General features: G+C 55.4%; 13 protein-coding genes. 5 read left to right on the forward strand and 8 right to left on the reverse strand.

All coding sequences use genetic code 11. From position 1 onward, the window contains the following. The first annotated feature begins 172 nt into the window (after positions 1 to 172). Together creD and K5621_RS18145 are read left to right on the forward strand one after the other, a co-directional pair. Entirely contained in the window at positions 173 to 1,594 is a 1,422-nt protein-coding gene (gene creD, locus K5621_RS18140; protein WP_221049958.1) for a cell envelope integrity protein CreD, read from the forward strand. Between the two features lie 168 nt (positions 1,595 to 1,762). Then, entirely contained in the window at positions 1,763 to 2,530 is a 768-nt protein-coding gene (locus tag K5621_RS18145; protein ID WP_044735363.1) for a phosphatase PAP2 family protein, read from the forward strand. Positions 2,531 to 2,579: 49 nt separating this feature from the next. Here K5621_RS18145 and K5621_RS18150 read toward each other — a convergent pair whose 3' ends face one another. From K5621_RS18150 to ilvC, 6 genes are all read right to left on the reverse strand, one after another. Then, entirely contained in the window at positions 2,580 to 3,710 is a 1,131-nt protein-coding gene (locus K5621_RS18150; protein ID WP_045283242.1) for a pyridoxal-phosphate-dependent aminotransferase family protein, read from the reverse strand. A gap of 127 nt (positions 3,711 to 3,837) precedes the next feature. Further along, positions 3,838 to 5,391 carry a threonine ammonia-lyase, biosynthetic gene (ilvA, locus tag K5621_RS18155; protein ID WP_039035775.1) on the reverse strand — a complete coding sequence of 518 codons (1,554 nt, stop codon included), beginning with the start codon at positions 5,389 to 5,391 and terminating at the stop codon, positions 3,838 to 3,840. Between the two features lies 1 nt (position 5,392). Further along, entirely contained in the window at positions 5,393 to 7,249 is a 1,857-nt protein-coding gene (gene ilvD, locus K5621_RS18160; protein ID WP_221049959.1) for a dihydroxy-acid dehydratase, read from the reverse strand. Positions 7,250 to 7,285: 36 nt separating this feature from the next. Continuing rightward, complete coding sequence (ilvM, locus tag K5621_RS18165; RefSeq protein ID WP_025010070.1) at positions 7,286 to 7,543, reverse strand: acetolactate synthase 2 small subunit; 258 nt, start codon at positions 7,541 to 7,543, stop codon at positions 7,286 to 7,288. Continuing rightward, positions 7,540 to 9,216 carry an acetolactate synthase 2 catalytic subunit gene (gene ilvG, locus K5621_RS18170; protein ID WP_039035773.1) on the reverse strand — a complete coding sequence of 559 codons (1,677 nt, stop codon included), beginning with the start codon at positions 9,214 to 9,216 and terminating at the stop codon, positions 7,540 to 7,542. The genes ilvM and ilvG overlap by 4 nt, the downstream gene beginning before the upstream one ends. Positions 9,217 to 9,628: 412 nt before the next feature. Further along, the gene (ilvC, locus tag K5621_RS18175; protein ID WP_100143441.1) at positions 9,629 to 11,110 is read right to left on the reverse strand and encodes a ketol-acid reductoisomerase; all 1,482 of its coding nucleotides are present in this window, start codon (positions 11,108 to 11,110) and stop codon (positions 9,629 to 9,631) included. Between the two features lie 148 nt (positions 11,111 to 11,258). Here ilvC and ilvY point away from each other — a divergent pair, with 148 nt between their 5' ends. Then, entirely contained in the window at positions 11,259 to 12,131 is an 873-nt protein-coding gene (gene ilvY, locus K5621_RS18180) for an HTH-type transcriptional activator IlvY (RefSeq protein WP_025010072.1), read from the forward strand. A 102-nt stretch (positions 12,132 to 12,233) separates the two neighbouring features. Here the strand turns inward: ilvY and paeA are convergent, their stop codons facing one another. Continuing rightward, positions 12,234 to 13,565, reverse strand: coding sequence for a polyamine export protein PaeA (paeA, locus tag K5621_RS18185; protein WP_221049960.1), 1,332 nt, complete (start codon positions 13,563 to 13,565; stop codon positions 12,234 to 12,236). A 224-nt stretch (positions 13,566 to 13,789) separates the two neighbouring features. On the opposite strand from paeA, the gene K5621_RS18190 reads away from it, so the two are divergent. Beyond that, entirely contained in the window at positions 13,790 to 14,593 is an 804-nt protein-coding gene (locus tag K5621_RS18190) for a substrate-binding periplasmic protein (RefSeq protein WP_221049961.1), read from the forward strand. A gap of 220 nt (positions 14,594 to 14,813) precedes the next feature. On the opposite strand, the gene K5621_RS18195 is transcribed toward K5621_RS18190, so the two are convergent. Continuing rightward, positions 14,814 to 15,062, reverse strand: a complete 249-nt coding sequence (locus tag K5621_RS18195) for a hypothetical protein (protein WP_100143438.1) — start codon at positions 15,060 to 15,062, stop codon at positions 14,814 to 14,816. 377 nt (positions 15,063 to 15,439) lie between these two features. On the opposite strand from K5621_RS18195, the gene K5621_RS18200 reads away from it, so the two are divergent. Next, positions 15,440 to 16,960: a YifB family Mg chelatase-like AAA ATPase gene (locus K5621_RS18200; protein WP_221049962.1), complete on the forward strand. Its 1,521-nt coding sequence runs from the start codon at positions 15,440 to 15,442 to the stop codon at positions 16,958 to 16,960. Positions 16,961 to 17,017 lie beyond the last annotated feature (57 nt).

The raw sequence follows: 17,017 nt of genomic DNA on the forward strand, positions 1-17,017 counted from the left end.
AATTACGACCACATTGTCATAATAAATGTGACAATCGTGCATAAACCTTTTTTGCCCACTACTCAGAAAACAAGATTGCCACAATTTTGCCATTATTGATCAGCGACTTGTCATGATATCTCCAGTCAAATCTGTTCTAATGCAGCCACTATAGGTTAAAGGAACATACCTGATGTTTGAAATTATCGTCCTGGTGATAGCGCTGGCCTTTCTTGGTGCCATGGGTTTCGGGGCTTATCTGCTGCTGAAAAGTGCGATGAAGAAACAAAACGGCCAAGCGGCGCTGCCTCAATTCAAATCCAAATTAACGCTCAAACTCTTTGCTGTGGCCATGGTGGGCCTGTTGTCATTGATCCCATTGGGAATGATCCAGGATCTCAGCCAAGATAGAGAAAGCCTCTATCGCCAAGTGGTGCGTGAGATAGGCCACACCTGGGGCGATGCCCAAACCTTGGCCGGTCCGGTTTTGGTACTGCCGTTTCGCTACGAAGTGATCTCCGACAGCAATATCGACGGCAAACAGCACCGTAGTCGCCAGGTTTACAGCGATGAACTCTTGATCCTGCCCAAAGGCATGACGCTGGATGCTGGTCTGCAGCACGAATTCCGCCATCGCGGTATCTATCAGTCACTCGTGTATCTGGGACAAGTCAAGGGCCAGGCCAACTTCGAACTGCCCAAGGTCAATATCCCCGGCCTACTCGGCTTTGATTATAACCAGGCCCGGCTGGTGTTCGGCGTTTCAGCCAACCAGGCTATTGAGACGGTCAGCCGTTTTAATCTGGCTGGTGAGCAGGACATGCCCAGCTTGATGTCAGGTACAGGCCTAGACAACACAGACGGCCTTGGCCGCGGCTTTCATCGCACCATAGCTCTGGATCCGAGCCAAGGTGAATATCACCTGACCTTCCAGCTCAGCCTCAGGGGTTCCGAGGGCTTGGAAGTACTGCCACTGGCAGAACTGAGCCAGATAGATATCCATGCCGATTGGCCGCATCCCAGCTTCCAGGGTTACCTGCCCGCTAGCCGTAATCTCAGCACTGAAGGTTTTGATGCCAACTGGCAGATAAGCCATCTGAGTCGTAACTTCCCTCAGGTATTCCGCGCCAGTGATGGCCGGGATCTCACCGAGATCAGTGCCAGTGTTACCCTGTTCGAACCCGTGACTCACTACGGCAAGATAGAAAGGTCGCTCAAGTACGGCATACTCTTTATCTTACTGACCTACATACTGCTGTTGATCTTCGAGCTGGGCAACAAGTCACGCCTCAGCGCAGTACAGTATCTGATGGTGGGTGGCGCCATGTGTCTCTTCTATCTATTGCTGCTGTCGCTGTCGGAACACCTGCTGTTTTTAACCGCTTATCTGGTGGCCGCGGCTGTTCCCCTGCTCAGCATTCCGCTTTATGTTGCCAGTGCCAGTGGCAGTCGGCGCCAAGGAGCTATAGTTGCGGCCATGCTGGCGAGTCTCTACGGCGTACTCTACTCCATACTCCAGCTGGAAGATTACGCCCTCTTGATGGGAACCGGACTGTTGGTACTGATCATGCTGGTGCTCATGTATCTCACCCGTCACCAACAAATTGAAGAGTAATATTTACTGCCAACCAACGGCTGCCACACTTGGGCAGCCGTTTTTTTACAAGTGTGCTGACAAACTGCCGCCCAAAGCGCCTACTTCGATGGAGGACGCCATTAATGCTTGCCGCGTTCCTCCCCTCTGGCACAATGGCGGTTTGTCCGTTCCGATAAGGGTGTATTAATGAAATATGCAGCCGTCCCTTTGACCTCCCTGGCCATTTGTTGGCTGTTTCTGCTCAGCTTGCCGCTGGCGCTGTTTTCCCTGTCAGAGCCACTCTTCCCCTGGCTCAATCTCGATAGTGCCGCCGCTCAGTTTTGGTACTGGTTAACCGTGTCCGGTTCAGCGCCCTGGGGCGTAAGCACCGTGTTGTTGGTGTTTGCCATCAGCTTTTTTATCCTGCCAAGGGGCAGCTGGCTGAAGATGATGTTCTGCACTTCGCTGGGCTTGGTGCTGTGTTTGCTGCTCAATGAACAGCTCAAGCTGGTATTTGCCGAATCCCGGCCCTATATCGAATGGCTGTCCCACCAGCAGCATCTGGATATCAAGGAGTTCTACAGCATAGACAAGTACGCCCGCAGGGAACTGCTGGCACAGGTTCTTCCCGGGGTATCACCGCTGGATATGCCCATCTCGGCACAGATCCAGCGCCACTGGCAGATAGAAACGGGGTTTTCCTTTCCCTCCGGCCACACCATTTTTGCCGTGACCCTGACTATGTGCAGCAGTTTCTTTCTGCTGAGGCACAACAATCTCTGGCTTCCGGCGCTGCTTATCTGCTGGGCGCTGCTGATGGGGCTGAGCCGTATGTTGCTGGGAATGCATTGGAGTGTCGATGTGTTGACCTCGACCCTGCTGGGCGGAATATTGTCGGCCTTGGCTATCTATGTCGGCAGTCACAGCTATCGCCGCCTGGAACCTTGGTTCACAGGGGCTGTGAGTAAAGGCTGAAACGAAAACGCCCCGTCATTGGACGGGGCGTTTATCTAAAGGCGGGCTATCAGTTAAGCACTTCGGCCAGAGCCCGCAGGCACAAGGCAACATTTTCCCGTCTGGCACCGTAACCCATCAGGCCGATACGCCAAGCCTTTCCGGCCAAGGCGCCGAGACCGGCACCTATCTCCAGATTATAATTATCCAACAGCTGCTTTCTCACGGCGCCATCGTCGACACCTTGCGGGATATAAACCGCGTTGAGTTGCGGCAAGCGGCTCTGCTCGGCCACCACAAATTCTAGCCCCATGGACTCAAGCCCCTGACGCAGCAAAAGGTGCATATCCCGGTGGCGTTGCCAGGCATTTTCCAGCCCCTCTTCGGCCAGTAACCGCAGCGCTTCGTGCAGTGAGTACAGAGCATTAACAGGCGCCGTGTGGTGATAACTGCGCTTGCCATCACCGCTCCAATAACCCATCACCAGGGACTGGTCCAGGAACCAGCTCTGCACCGGACTCTTGCGCGCCTTGAGTTTGGCCACTGCGGCCGGTGAGAAAGACACAGGAGACAACCCAGGCACACAGGAGAGGCACTTCTGACTGCCGGAATAGATGGCATCTATGCCCCAATCATCGACTCTGAGCTCGACGCCACCGAGGGAAGTTACGGCATCGACAATCGACAGACAGCCATGCTCACGCGCCAGGGCGCACAGCGTTTTGGCATCGGAAAGCGCGCCGGTGGAGGTTTCAGCGTGCACAAAGGCCAGGAAGGCGGCATCGGGATGCGCCTTCAGCGCGGCTTCCACCACTTCTGGGTCAACCGCTGTGCCCCATTCGAAATCCAGCATCACCGCCTCGGCGCCAATCCGCTCGACGTTCTGGCGCATTCTGTCGCCAAACACCCCGTTACGGCAGACAATCACCTTTTCGCCCGGCTCCACCAGGTTAACGAAGCAGGTCTCCATACCGGCGCTGCCCGGGGCAGATACCGCTATAGTCATCTCGTTGCGGGTTTGAAACGCATATTGAATGAGACTCTTGAGCTCGTCCATCATGGCCACAAACAGAGGATCCAGATGCCCGACCGTCGGCCGCGACTGCGCCGCCAATACCTGAGGATAGACATCCGAAGGGCCGGGGCCCATCAGGATCCGGCGGGGAGGGTTAAAAGCGCTAACCGAGGGTGCAGCAAACATCTTGGCTCTCCTTACAAGAGGTTTCAGGGTACGGATTAGAATAATAACTCAAGACCATAGCATAAAACTGACCGCCGGACTGCCCCTGCTTTTGGCGAAGACAGTCGACCTTTTCCCTTTCAGGATCTCACTGGCCTGGGCGCGCCAGAAACAGCCGGTAGGCGGGGTTATCCGTCTCGTCCTGACAGACAAACCCCAACTCATCCAGAAACTGATCAAAGGCGGCTTCATCGGCCTTGGGCACTTCAAAGCCGGCCAGCACCCGCCCAAAGGCGGCGCCATGGTTGCGATAGTGAAACAAACTGATGTTCCACTTGCTCTTCAATGTCGTGAGAAACTGCAGCAAGGCTCCGGGATGCTCCGGGAATTCAAAGCTGAGCAGTTTTTCTTCCAAAGGCTCGGGTGGCAAGCCGCCCACCATATAACGCACATGCAGTTTGGCCGCCTCATCGGCAGATAGATCCTGCACCGCAAAACCGGCACTCTCCAGGCGGGAGACAATCGCCTGCAGCTCGCTGACACCTTCGCTAAGACGGATCCCGGCAAAGACCACGGCGCGATCGCGCCCGCTGAAACGGTAGTTGAACTCTGTCATCACCCGCCGCTCCAGCAGTTCACAAAAATGCAGGAAGGAACCCGGCCTTTCCGGAATGGTCACTGCCAGTACCGCCTCTTTATGCTCGCCCAGTTCGCAGCGCTCGGACACATATCTCAGGCTGTGAAAATTGACATTGGCTCCGCTGAGAATCGCCGCCAGTTTCTCGCCCTTGCCCTTGTCACCGACATACTTTTTCAGCCCGGCCAGCGACAAAGCACCGGCCGGCTCGGCAATGGCACGGGTATCTTCGAAGATATCCTTGACCGCGGCGCAGATCTCATCTGAGCTGACAGTCACCACCTCATCGACATATTCCCGCGCCAATCGAAAAGGCTCCTGACCTATACGCTTAACCGCCACCCCATCGGCAAACAAACCCACCTGCTCCAGCGTCACAGGTTCATCGGCTTCCAGCGCTGCCTTGAGACAGGCGGCATCTTCCGGCTCGACGCCGATGATCTTCACCTCAGGCATTACGGCTTTGTAGTAAGCGGCAATGCCGGCGATTAAGCCACCGCCACCCACAGGCACAAACACCACTTCGAGATCTCTTTGCTGCTGCAGCATCTCCTGGGCAACCGTGCCCTGCCCAGCGATCACCGCCTCATCATCAAAGGGGGGAATAAACACCCGCCCCTCATCCTGGGCCAGCGACATGGCATACTGATTGGCCTGATCGAACGACTGCCCATGAAGCACCACATTGCCGCCGAGGCGGCGCACCGCATCTATCTTGATGTCCGGGGTGGTGGTTGGCATCACTATCACGGCGTCGACGCCGCGGCTCGAGGCCGACATGGCAACGCCCTGGGCATGATTACCGGCCGAGGCACATACCACTCCGTTTTCACACTCAGCGGGGCTCAAGGCGGCGATGCGGTTATAGGCGCCGCGCAATTTGAACGAGTGTACCGGTTGCATATCCTCGCGCTTGAGAAACACCTGGCAGCCCAGACGGGCCGACAACTTGTTCAGACTCGACAGCGGGGTAACCCGCGCCACATCATAGACATGGGACAAGAGGATCTTCTGCAGATAATAGTTGGCCAGCGACAGCTGACTCTTGGATGCCAGCGCCAACATACTAGCCCTCCAACTTAGTGCGATCGCGCACGGCGCCCTTGTCGGCACTGGTGGCCAACATGGCATAAGCCTTGAGCGCCAGCGACACAGGGCGTACCCGCGCCAACGGCTTCCAGGCCAAAGGCCCCTTGGCCTGCATCGCCTCACGGCGCTGGGCGAGCTCAGCATCGCTCAGCTTAAGCGTGATGCTGCGGGCCGGGATATCGATTTCAATGGCGTCACCATTTTCAATCAAGGCGATAGTGCCCCCTGAGGCGGCTTCCGGTGACACATGGCCTATGGACAGCCCAGAGGTACCGCCGGAGAAGCGGCCATCTGTGATTAAGGCGCAGGCCTTGCCCAAACCGCGGGACTTGAGGTAACTGGTGGGATAAAGCATCTCCTGCATGCCAGGGCCACCTTTGGGGCCTTCGTAGCGAATAACCACCACATCCCCGGCGACCACTTCACCACCGAGGATCCCGGCAACGGCCTCGTCCTGACTCTCATATACCCTGGCCACGCCTTTGAACCTCAGGTTGGATTCATCCACCCCGGCGGTTTTCACTATGCAGCCATGCTCGGCCAAATTACCGGACAGTACCGCCAAGCCCCCTTCCTGACTGAAGGCAAACTCGCGGCTGCGGATACAACCTTCACGGCGATCTGTATCCAGCGATGGCCAGCGGCAATCCTGGCTGAAGGCCTGGGTAGTAGGAATCCCCGCGGGGCCGGCGCGGAAGAAGTCTTTTACCTTCGCAGACTCTGTGCGCATCACATCATAATTGGCCAGCACAAACTCAAGTGAGCCATCATCGGAAGCCACATGGTTAACATCAGTATGCAATAAACCGGCGCGTTCCAGCTCACCCAAGATCCCCATTACGCCACCGGCTCTGTGGACATCTTCCATATGGTATTTAGGGGTCGAAGGTGCCACCTTGCAAAGATGCGGCACCTTGCGGCTGAGACGGTCGATATCCGTCATGGTGAAATCCACTTCGGCTTCCTGAGCCGCCGCCAACAGGTGCAGCACAGTGTTGGAAGAACCGCCCATGGCGATATCCAAGGTCATGGCATTCTCGAACGCCTTGAAGTTGGCGATATTGCGCGGCAATACCGAGACATCATCATCCGAGTAGTAACGCTTGGCCAGCGCCATCACTCTTCTGCCCGCCTCCAGAAACAGTTCGCGCCGATCGCTGTGGGTCGCCAACATGGAGCCGTTGCCCGGCAGCGACAGCCCCAACGCCTCGGTCAGGCAGTTCATCGAGTTGGCGGTAAACATGCCGGAGCAGCTGCCACAGGTTGGGCAGGCGCTGCGTTCGATTTTATCGCTGTCGGCATCGGATACCCTGTCATCGGCCGCCGCTACCATGGCATCCACCAGATCCAGCTTGATAAGCTTATCGGACAGTTTGGCCTTGCCCGCTTCCATAGGCCCGCCGGAAACAAATACCACAGGGATATTGAGCCGCAGCGCCGCCATCAACATACCGGGGGTGATCTTGTCGCAGTTGGAGATACACACCAGAGCATCGGCGCAGTGGGCATTGACCATATACTCGACACTGTCGGCAATCAGTTCACGGGAAGGCAGGGAATAGAGCATGCCTCCATGCCCCATGGCGATGCCGTCATCGACCGCTATGGTGTTGAACTCTTTGGCGATGCCACCGGCCTCTTCGACGGCCGATGCCACCAGGGCGCCCATGTCTTTCAGATGCACATGACCGGGAACAAACTGAGTGAAGGAATTGGCAATGGCGATAATGGGCTTACCGAAGTCGCCTTCCTTGACCCCTGTGGCACGCCAAAGGGCTCGGGCTCCGGCCATGTTGCGGCCTTCGGTACTGGTTGCTGATCTGAGTTTGGGCATTGCTCAATTCCTTACGCTTATTCTGATGATTCTTGGTTAGCCGTTGACGGTACGGGAAAGGCTGCTTGCGGGCCGCACAGTGCAGCGGGCCACGTCTACCAGCTTAGTCAACTGACGGCTCAGCAGTTCTATGGCTCTGTCACTGTCGACCGCCATTGCCAGCTGCAGGCGCTGATCCTCGGCCAAAGTCATATGCATATCGCGGACGGTAAAGCCGCGGTGGCGGGTTACCCGCAATACACGTTCCAGTACTTCGGGGCGTTGTTCCAGGGTCAATTCCAGATTATGGATCATGATCGCTTCTCCGTTTGTTCCATCATTTCACAGTTGGAGGCGCCGGGGGGAACCAGCGGCCAGACATTAAAGGCATCGTCTATGGCGACGTGCAGCAGGAAGGGGCCTTTGGCACTGAGCATCTCATCCAGTGCCTGCTCAACCTCATCGGCCGAGTAGATGGTGCGTCCGGGGATATCGAAAGAGGACGCCAGGGTAACAAAGTCGGGGTTATCGGACAGGTCGGTTTCGCTGTATCTCTCTTCAAAAAACAGCTGTTGCCACTGTTTCACCATGCCCAACTTCTGGTTATCTATCAAAAGTATCTTCACCGGCAGTTTACGACGCTTGATGGTGGTCAGCTCCTGCACATTCATCATGAAAGAACCATCGCCGGAAACCGTAACCACAGTGGCATCCGGCCTTGCCATCTGCGCGCCTATGGCCGCCGGCAAGCCAAAGCCCATGGTGCCAAGCCCGGCACTGGAAAGATGATCTTCCGGGCGGCGAAAGTGCATATGCTGGGCAACCCACATCTGGTGCTGGCCGACATCACAGCTCACCACAGAGTCACTCGGCAGCTTGTTGGCCAGACGGCGCAACATGGCCGGCGCATAGATGAGTGAGCCTGGGTGGGCGTAATCCCACTGGTGCAGCGCCCGCAGGTGCTCGACTTCCGCCTGCCAGGGTGCTATCTGCAGCGCTTGCGGCGCCAGTTGCGTCAATATGCTTCTTAAGTCCCCATCCATGGCCACATCCGGCTGGCGCAGTTTGCCAAGTTCGGCGGCATCGATATCCAGGTGGATCACCTTGGCCTTGCTGGCAAAGCTCTCCAGCCTACCCGTGACCCTGTCATCGAAACGGGCACCGATCACCAGCAGCAGATCGCACTGCTGCACCGCCAGATTGGCGGCCTTGTTGCCGTGCATCCCCAGCATGCCCAGGTAACCTTGAGTGCCGTGGGCTATGGCGCCCAGCCCCTTAAGCGTTGCCACCGAAGGAATACCGCTGCGCTGAATAAAGGCCCGCAGCGGCTCTACTGCGCCCGCCATACCGACGCCGCCACCGACGTACAACATGGGTTGGCGCGCGGCCGCCAGCAAGGCGTTGGCTTCTGCCAAAGCCGCCTGGTCCAGCTCAGGCTCATCGGGCACCGCCTGCAGCGGCGCCTTGTATTCCACTTGAGCAAGCTGGATGTCTTTGGGGATATCCACCAACACAGGACCGGGACGGCCGGAGGCGGCGATTTCGAAGGCGCGGTACAGGGTAGCAACCAGTTCCTCGGCGCGGGTCACCATAAAACTGTGTTTGGTACATGACAGGCTCATGCCCAGCACGTCCATCTCCTGAAAGGCATCTGTGCCTATCACAGAGGTGGAAACCTGGCCCGTGATGGCCACCAGCGGCACTGAGTCCAGCAGCGCATCGGCCAAGGCGGTGATCAGATTGGTCGCCCCCGGGCCCGAGGTAGCCAGGCAGACGCCCGTCTTGCCGCTTGAGCGGGCATAACCGACGGCGGCGAAGGCGGCGCCCTGTTCATGACGGGAGAGCAGATGTTCGATCTGGCTGTCGTAGAGAGCATCGTAGATAGGCATGATGGCTCCGCCGGGATAACCAAAAACCGTGTTCACCCCATGGGCGGCCAATACCTTGATAACTGCTTCACTGCCGCTGATCTTCTGCCCTTGTTCCATCTTGTTATCTCGCCTATTTTTGCTGCTGTTTAAGTTTTCAATGGCCCTGAAACGACAAACCCCCCGGTCCTTTCGGAGCGGGGGGTTTGTTTGCAATTTCTGACCCTATCTGGTCTGTCGTCGCGCCACGAGCCGCCCCCGCTGTGATGGAATAATCACGACGGTAATAATCACGAGGAGGAGCTTGGCGCTTAAGTTAAACATTTCTCAGACAGTTTCCTGTATTCAATTTATCTGCTTGGCGAGCCCTTTGGCGGCGCACTTATTAACCATTACCATAAAGTGTTTTCAGAACACAACAAAAAAATTCACAACCTGAAAATCTTCCAACTTGGCCTGGCTATGGCACCCTCGCCAATGGCTCGCCTAAACAGCTTGATTGCCGCCGGCGGCAATCAAGCTGACGTTTACGTCAATCTTGCAGGTTTATCCTTTTCATTTCAGTCATATAACCTCGAAGCTCGGCACCGACATACTCGACGGCCGTATGGCGAATCGCTTCGTTGACCTCGATCAGACGCAGATTATCGACCCCATTGCCCGAATCCTTGAGACCGGCGCCCAGGACCTCGGGAGAGAGGGCATTGACATAGTCACGCAGCAGCGGCACGGCGGCATGGTTAAACAGATAACAGCCATATTCGGCGGTATCCGAGATCACTACGTTCATCTCATAGAGGCGTTTACGGGCTATGGTGTTGGCAATCAGCGGCGTCTCATGCAGCGACTCGTAATAGGCCGACTCTTCGATGATCCCGGCATCGACCATGGTATCGAACGCCAGTTCCACCCCGGCCTTGATCATGGCCACCAGGAAGATCCCCTTGTCGAAATAGGTCTGCTCATCTATCTGCTCGGCGCAGGTCGGCGCCTTTTCAAAACCTGTGTTATTGGTCTCTTCACGCCAGCGCAGCAAATTGGCGTCGTCATTGGCCCAGTCGGCCATCATGGTGGCGGAAAACTCGCCGCTGATGATGTCGTCCATATGTTTTTCAAACAGCGGGGTCAGCAACACCTTAAGCTCTTCGGCAATTTCAAACGCCTTGATCTTGGCCGGGTTGGACAGGCGATCCATCATATTGGTGATACCACCATGTTTGAGCGCCTCTGTGATGGTTTCCCAGCCCTGCTGGATAAGCTTGGCGGCATAACCCGGCTCAACGCCATCGGCCACCATCTTGTCGTAACCCAGAATCGCCCCTGTCTGCAGCATGCCGCAGAGAATGGTCTGCTCGCCCATCAGATCAGACTTCACCTCGGCGATAAACGAGGAGTGCAGCACACCGGCACGATCGCCGCCGGTAGCACTGGCATAGGCCTTGGCGATCTCCAGGCCGTCGCCATTGGGATCATTCTCAGGATGCACGGCGATCAGTGTCGGTACCCCAAAGCCACGCTTGTATTCCTCACGCACTTCGGTACCGGGGCACTTAGGCGCCACCATGATGACAGTGATGTCCGGCCGCACCTGCATCCCCTCTTCCACTATGTTGAAACCGTGGGAATAGGACAGGGTCGCACCTTGCTTCATCAAGGGCATTACCGCATTGACCACAGGTGTGTGCTGCTTGTCAGGAGTCAGGTTCAGTACCAGATCGGCTGTGGGGATCAGTTCTTCGAAGGTGCCTACCTTGAAACCGTTTTCGGTAGCCCGCTGCCAGGAGGCGCGTTTCTCGGCGATGGCTTCACTGCGCAGGGCATAGGCGATGTTCAGCCCTGAGTCACGCATGTTCAACCCCTGATTGAGACCTTGGGCACCACAGCCAAGGATGACAATATTCCAGTCCTTGATATAGTCACAGCCGTTTTCAAACTCGCTGCGCTCCATAAAACGGCACTGGCTCAGCTGTGCCAACTGCTGCCGCAGATTCAGGGTATTGAAGTAATTTGCCATCTTAGCCACCTGTTTAACCGAATTCCTGGGATCAAGCCGAAACGGCTCAGTGATGCAAATCACTATAGCCCATGGTTTAAATTGCTTGAAATGATATATTCGGCATGTCATGTTGCACAAAACGCAACAACAAGAGAGGCAAAACGGCATGGATATTCGGGCGATAAAACTCTATCTGGATCTCTGCGACACCCTGCATTTTTCCCGCACCGCCACCCGGATGCATGTCAGCCCTTCAACCTTAAGTCGCACCCTGCAAAGGCTGGAAGATGAAGTGGGCAGCAAGCTGCTGGAGCGGGACAACCGCAGCGTCACCCTGACCCACGCAGGCGAAGCCTTTCGCCGCTTCGCCAGCCAGACACTGACTCAGTGGCAAGAGCTGCGCCGCGAGCTGGATCCGCAGCAAAAGCTGCTGAGGGGCACGCTGCAACTCTATTGCTCGGTCACAGCCGCCTATAGCCACCTGCCGGCCCTATTGGATAAGTTTCGCCGCCAGCAGCCCCTGGTCGACATCAAACTCACCACGGGTGATGCCGCCGATGCGGTACAGGAAATTCAGCAGCAGAGGGCGGATATCGCCATCGCCGCCCTGCCGCAGGACTTTCCGCCGAGTCTGCACTTTGCCCCCATAGGTGAGGTACCACTATCGATTATCGCGCCCACCATCAACTGTCAGCTGCAGTCGCTGCTGGCGCAAAATCCTATTCCCTGGGAGCAACTGCCCTTTATCGTGCCCGACCACGGCCCCGGGCGTTTACGGGCCGAGCGCTGGTTCAAGGCGATGGGGATCAAGGCCAATATCTATGCCCAGGTATCGGGCCACGAGGCGATAGTGCCCATGGTGGCTCTGGGCTGCGGTGTCAGCATCACCCCGGATGTAGTGGTAGCCAACAGTCCACTGGGCGAGAGGATAAAAACCCTGGCCTCACCGGCCGAGATAGCCCCCTTTGAACTCGGGTGCTGCTGCAAGGCCAAGCGGCGCCAGGATCCCTTGGTGAGTGCGTTTCTGGAAGTGATTTAGCTAAGCTTGGAAAGTCGGGCGGGCTTTACCACTTATAACTGAGCCCTATGCAAAATGCTTAACTCAGTCTATGGTCTGTATGCCACGCCCTTCGAGCTTACCTTAAATATCGAGTGACTCTTCATCCTTGGGCAGCTGATCTTCCTGAGGCAAGAGGCGGGTGACCAGCAACTGGTCAACCTTGTAGGCATCTATATCCACCACCTCAAACTTATAACCTGCGTAGTTGACCGAGTCGGTGCGCTTGGGGATCTTGCGCAATGTGTACATCATAAAACCGGCGATGGTTTCATAGTTTTGGTTTTGCGGAAACTCTTCAATACCAAAGGCACGCATCACGTCGGTTATCGGCGTCACTCCGTCCACCAGCCAGGAGTTGGCATCACGGGGCACTATCTGTTCTTCACTTTCATGCAGCGACCAGGCGCCCATTACCGCACTTTGCAGATCGTCAGTAGTCACTATCCCCACCACCAAAGCGTATTCATTCATCACCACGGCAAAGTCGGCCCTGTGATGACGGAAATATTCCATGGCTTCCGACAGGCTCAGGGTGTCGGGAATAATCAGGCAGTTGCGCACTAACGAGGTATCTTTCAAATCTATCTTGCGGCCGTTGATCACCCGCAGCAGCAGTTCCTTGGCGTCCACCACCCCTTTGATATTGTCCAGCTGACCATCACAGACCAAAAACTTGTTGTGCGGATCCTCGGCGATTTTTTTCTTGATAGCGTCTTCGTCATCCTGCAGCAGGAAATACACCAGGCTCTCACGGGCGGTCATCGCCGAGGTGACGCTGACAGATTGCATTTCGAACACATTCTCGATCATCTGCTGCTCGCCCTTATCCAGTACACCGGCCTCGGCACCGGCATCCATAATGGCGTAGATATCATCTGGGGTGATTTCATCATTGCGGGCAGTAGGTATCTGCAACAGTTTGAAGATACCGTTGGCCATGCCGTTGAATACCCATACAAAGGGACGCAGCAAGGCTATACAGACAAGCATGGGGTTTACCAAGTTAACGGCCACTTTCTCCGGTAAGGCCATGGCAACCCGTTTGGGCATCAGATCGGCGATCAAAATAAACAGACTGGTCACCAACACGAAAGACAACACAAAGCTTAGCTGTCCGACCCAGGGCGGCGGAACCACATGAGCCAAGGCTGCGGCAAAGTAAGGGGTAAAAGCAGACTCACCGACAATACCACCCATAATGGCAACGGCATTGAGACCAATCTGCACTACGGTGAAAAAGCTACCCGGCGTAGTTTGTAACGCCAACACCTTTTCGGCACGTAAGTCTCCCTCCTCGGCCATCTGCCGCAAACGAATTTTACGGGAAGCGGCCAGGGCAATTTCAGACATGGAAAAAAAGCAGCTGGTTCCGATCAGGCAAAAGATAATCACCAAATTATCGAATAAACTCATACAACACCTTAAGTTAGGGTAAGTGTAAAGCCTAGGTATGACGTTGGCTTATTGACACAAACCTTAGTTACAAAGCGCTTCTATGCCGTGCCCTTGTCCAGGCCTGAAAGTGGAATGACTGGGAGGTCAGAAAGGCGAACTGGTTACCGGTATGGGCGGTAAAATGGCAAATTGAGTGGCTTTGCTATACTCCAAGAAACCCATTGCAGGCCTCTTCTACCGGAATGAAGCTCACATTATATCCATTTGCGGCATTTTTGACAGTGATGCTTATCTCACCGGTCTCCAACGCAGCAAACGAGCTTAATGGCGTACCATTAAAAATATGTGTCGAAGAGTCTGAATTTCCCCCCTTCAATTACTTTTCCAGAATAGATGGCCGTAAGTCCCATAACAGTGACGGCTATGATATTCAGCTGCTTTATCGACTGTTTCCGCCACCGGACTGGCAGTTACACATCATTGCCCTGCCTTGGCCAAGATGCATGTTGGAAGTGGAACAGGGCAAGATAGATGCCGCCATGAGCGCCTCGGCCAATCCCGAGCGAAGGCGTAAGTTTTTGCTATCGCGCTCCTATTACTACCTCACTCCCGGGGTAGTCTTCCTCAAACGGCGCTTCCCGGAAGGCTTACAATTCAACTCATTGACTGAGCTGGCGCAGATGGGCACAGTGTGTGGCATTCGTGGTTTCAACTATCGCCACTTCGGTTGGGACAACGCCATCCCCTTATCCCTGAGTAAAGATCTGCCATTGATCCCCGAGTTACTGCAACGGGGGCGATGTGATTTCTTTCTGGCACGATTGGAAATTTTTGCTGGCACCCTAAAACTGATGAACCGTGATCCCCAAGCGATTGGGCTGGTATCACAAGTCATACCCGATACGCATCCTGAGCCCTTCTATATGCTGGTTTCGAGACAAAGCCCACACAAAATGGCGTTATTGACAAACTTCAACGAGGGCATCACCAAACTGGAGAAAAGCGGTGAACTGCAGCAGATATTGCAACAGTTCACCGGCAAATGACGGGACTAGAACCACTCCTGATGACTTTCTTGGGTTCCCCATTACACGGGACAACCCAAAATGGGTGATAAGAGTGAAATACCATGAGCCAGATTCACCCCGACCAATCACAGGCTCGACTCAAGGCACTGGAAACAAACTCGGCCGTAAGCCACTATTCCTCATGGCAAACAACTTAAATGATTAAGTCCTGGGAGAGGTCGGAATGAGATTGCCGCGACTAGTTCGCTTCCGGCAGGCTTTGCAGAGGTTGATATCCCATTTCAGTGAGCTGATCATTAACGCAATCGAGCAGATATTGTTGACGTTCTTCAACGGGAACACCATCTTCATCAGCCATTTGCAAACAAGTTTGCAGAAACTGCTGAATATCGGTTTCGCTGGCTTGAGGCAGAGCGTTTTCTTCATCGGCTGCCAAGGCAGCACCGCTGAGTAACATACCAGCCAGCAGCAGAGTTAAGCTTTTCATTTTGTTTCCTTGTGTGAGTAAAGTGCCGACACATCAGCGCAGCACGGACAATACAAGCACAAGCTACCAACAAAATTCACATAATGATAACGAGAAATTTTTGCCGTGACAGTGATAATTTTTACTCGAATCGGTCCCCGATACCGGCTGTTATATGACTCTTCACTGTGTTGTTGCCCGGTGACTAAGGTTAAACCGTTAGAGTGGGTTCGCACCTATGATTCACGCTCCTCGATGACAAACCGTCCATCACTTAGCGGCAGCATGATCTCCCTAAACGAGCGAAATCCCCTGTCACCTTCCTCGTACCATACTGAAATTCAAAGCAACTGCTACACTCTAGAACATCTAGGGAAGTGCACAACAAAGGAACTGTTATGCCCATAGCCAGAGTTGCCACCCGAGCCGCCAAAGGTGTGGAGGCGCCTCAGGTACTGGTCGAAGCTCACCTTTCCAACGGCCTGCCGGCCTTCAATCTGGTGGGGTTGCCGGAAGCTTCGGTCAAGGAAGCCAGAGAAAGAGTCCGCAGCGCCATAATCAATGCGGGTTTTGAATTCCCCATGCGCAGGATCACTATCAATCTGGCACCGGCCGATCTGCCCAAACAGGGTGGACGTTACGACCTTCCTATTGCCATTGGCATTCTGGCAGCATCCGGACAACTGCCACTGAAATCCCTGGACGATCATGAATTTGTCGGTGAGCTTGGGCTGTCCGGTGAGGTCAGGCACTGCACTGGGATCCTGCCGGTGATCATCGCCGCCCGTCAAAGAGGCATCAAACTGGTATTGCCACAGGATAACCGCAGTGAGGCGGATTTGGTGGGCTATCAACAGTGTTGCCTGGCCCAGCACCTGCAACATATCGCCGCCTATCTGCACGGGCAGCAAACCCTGCCGGGGATAGTGCCGGGAACCGAATGGCTGGAACAATCCAAGCCCCACTCGAGTGACTGCCTGTCGGAGGTCATAGGCCAATATCAAGCCAAACAAGCGCTGGAAATCGCTGCCGCCGGCGGGCATAACCTGCTGATGCTGGGGCCACCTGGCACAGGCAAGACCATGCTGGCCAGCCGGATAATCTCACTCCTGCCCCCCATGAGTTATGAAGAGGCGCTGGAAGTGGCTGCGATTCATTCAGTGGCCGGTATGGCCACTGAGCCGGGGGAGTTTTATCGCCGCCCGTTTCGCGCTCCGCACCATACCAGCTCGGCCATCTCTTTGGTGGGTGGCGGCTCGATTCCCAAACCTGGCGAAATTTCACTGGCTCATCTGGGGGTGCTGTTTCTCGATGAAATTGCCGAGTTTCCCCGCAAGGTACTCGACTGCCTGCGTGAACCCATGGAAACCGGCCATGTCATCATCTCCCGCGCCGCAGCCAAACTGCGCTTCGATGCCCGTTTTCAACTTATCGCCGCCATGAATCCCAGCCCTTGTGGAGATGCCGGCCCGGGAAGCCGCGCCAGCCCAGAGCAGATCCGCCGTTACCTGGCCCGGCTGTCAGGCCCTTTCATTGACAGATTCGACCTCACCATTGAGGTGCCCAAACTCCCGCCAGGCGCCTTGACTTCAGATACGGCGCAAGGTGAAACCAGTGAGCAGATAGCCGCCAGAGTCGCTGCGGCCAGGGAACTACAACTCAGCCGCGCCGGCGTACTTAATAGTCAGTTGGGCAGTAAGGCATTGAAGCAGGCAGGTTTCAAACCCGGCGATCTGGCGTTTCTCGAACAGAGTGTCAATCAGCTGGGATTATCGGTGCGCAGCTTTCATCGGCTGCAACGAGTGGCGCGCACCATAGCCGATCTGCAGCTCAGTCCCATGGTCGAGCGACGCCATCTGGCCCAGGCCCTGGGTTATCGGGCGATGGACCGTTTGCTAGCCAGTCTGCAACAGCTTTAATGACCCATGTGGATTGATGCCTGCATGTTAGGCGAGTCAACAAAGGGGCCTATGGCC

The sequence above is a fragment of the Shewanella carassii genome, from assembly GCF_019670705.1.
Taxonomy (GTDB): Bacteria; Pseudomonadota; Gammaproteobacteria; order Enterobacterales; family Shewanellaceae; genus Shewanella; species Shewanella carassii.

What these genes read in the sequence shown, in the direction of transcription:
- creD (WP_221049958.1), top strand. Translation starts at nt 173, where the DNA reads ATGTTTGAAATTATCGTCCTGGTGATAGCGCTGGCCTTTCTTGGTGCC.
- K5621_RS18145 (WP_044735363.1), top strand. Translation starts at nt 1,763, where the DNA reads ATGAAATATGCAGCCGTCCCTTTGACCTCCCTGGCCATTTGTTGGCTG.
- K5621_RS18150 (WP_045283242.1), bottom strand. Translation starts at nt 3,710, where the DNA reads ATGTTTGCTGCACCCTCGGTTAGCGCTTTTAACCCTCCCCGCCGGATC.
- ilvA (WP_039035775.1), bottom strand. Translation starts at nt 5,391, where the DNA reads ATGTTGGCGCTGGCATCCAAGAGTCAGCTGTCGCTGGCCAACTATTAT.
- ilvD (WP_221049959.1), bottom strand. Translation starts at nt 7,249, where the DNA reads ATGCCCAAACTCAGATCAGCAACCAGTACCGAAGGCCGCAACATGGCC.
- ilvM (WP_025010070.1), bottom strand. Translation starts at nt 7,543, where the DNA reads ATGATCCATAATCTGGAATTGACCCTGGAACAACGCCCCGAAGTACTG.
- ilvG (WP_039035773.1), bottom strand. Translation starts at nt 9,216, where the DNA reads ATGGAACAAGGGCAGAAGATCAGCGGCAGTGAAGCAGTTATCAAGGTA.
- ilvC (WP_100143441.1), bottom strand. Translation starts at nt 11,110, where the DNA reads ATGGCAAATTACTTCAATACCCTGAATCTGCGGCAGCAGTTGGCACAG.
- ilvY (WP_025010072.1), top strand. Translation starts at nt 11,259, where the DNA reads ATGGATATTCGGGCGATAAAACTCTATCTGGATCTCTGCGACACCCTG.
- paeA (WP_221049960.1), bottom strand. Translation starts at nt 13,565, where the DNA reads ATGAGTTTATTCGATAATTTGGTGATTATCTTTTGCCTGATCGGAACC.
- K5621_RS18190 (WP_221049961.1), top strand. Translation starts at nt 13,790, where the DNA reads ATGAAGCTCACATTATATCCATTTGCGGCATTTTTGACAGTGATGCTT.
- K5621_RS18195 (WP_100143438.1), bottom strand. Translation starts at nt 15,062, where the DNA reads ATGAAAAGCTTAACTCTGCTGCTGGCTGGTATGTTACTCAGCGGTGCT.
- K5621_RS18200 (WP_221049962.1), top strand. Translation starts at nt 15,440, where the DNA reads ATGCCCATAGCCAGAGTTGCCACCCGAGCCGCCAAAGGTGTGGAGGCG.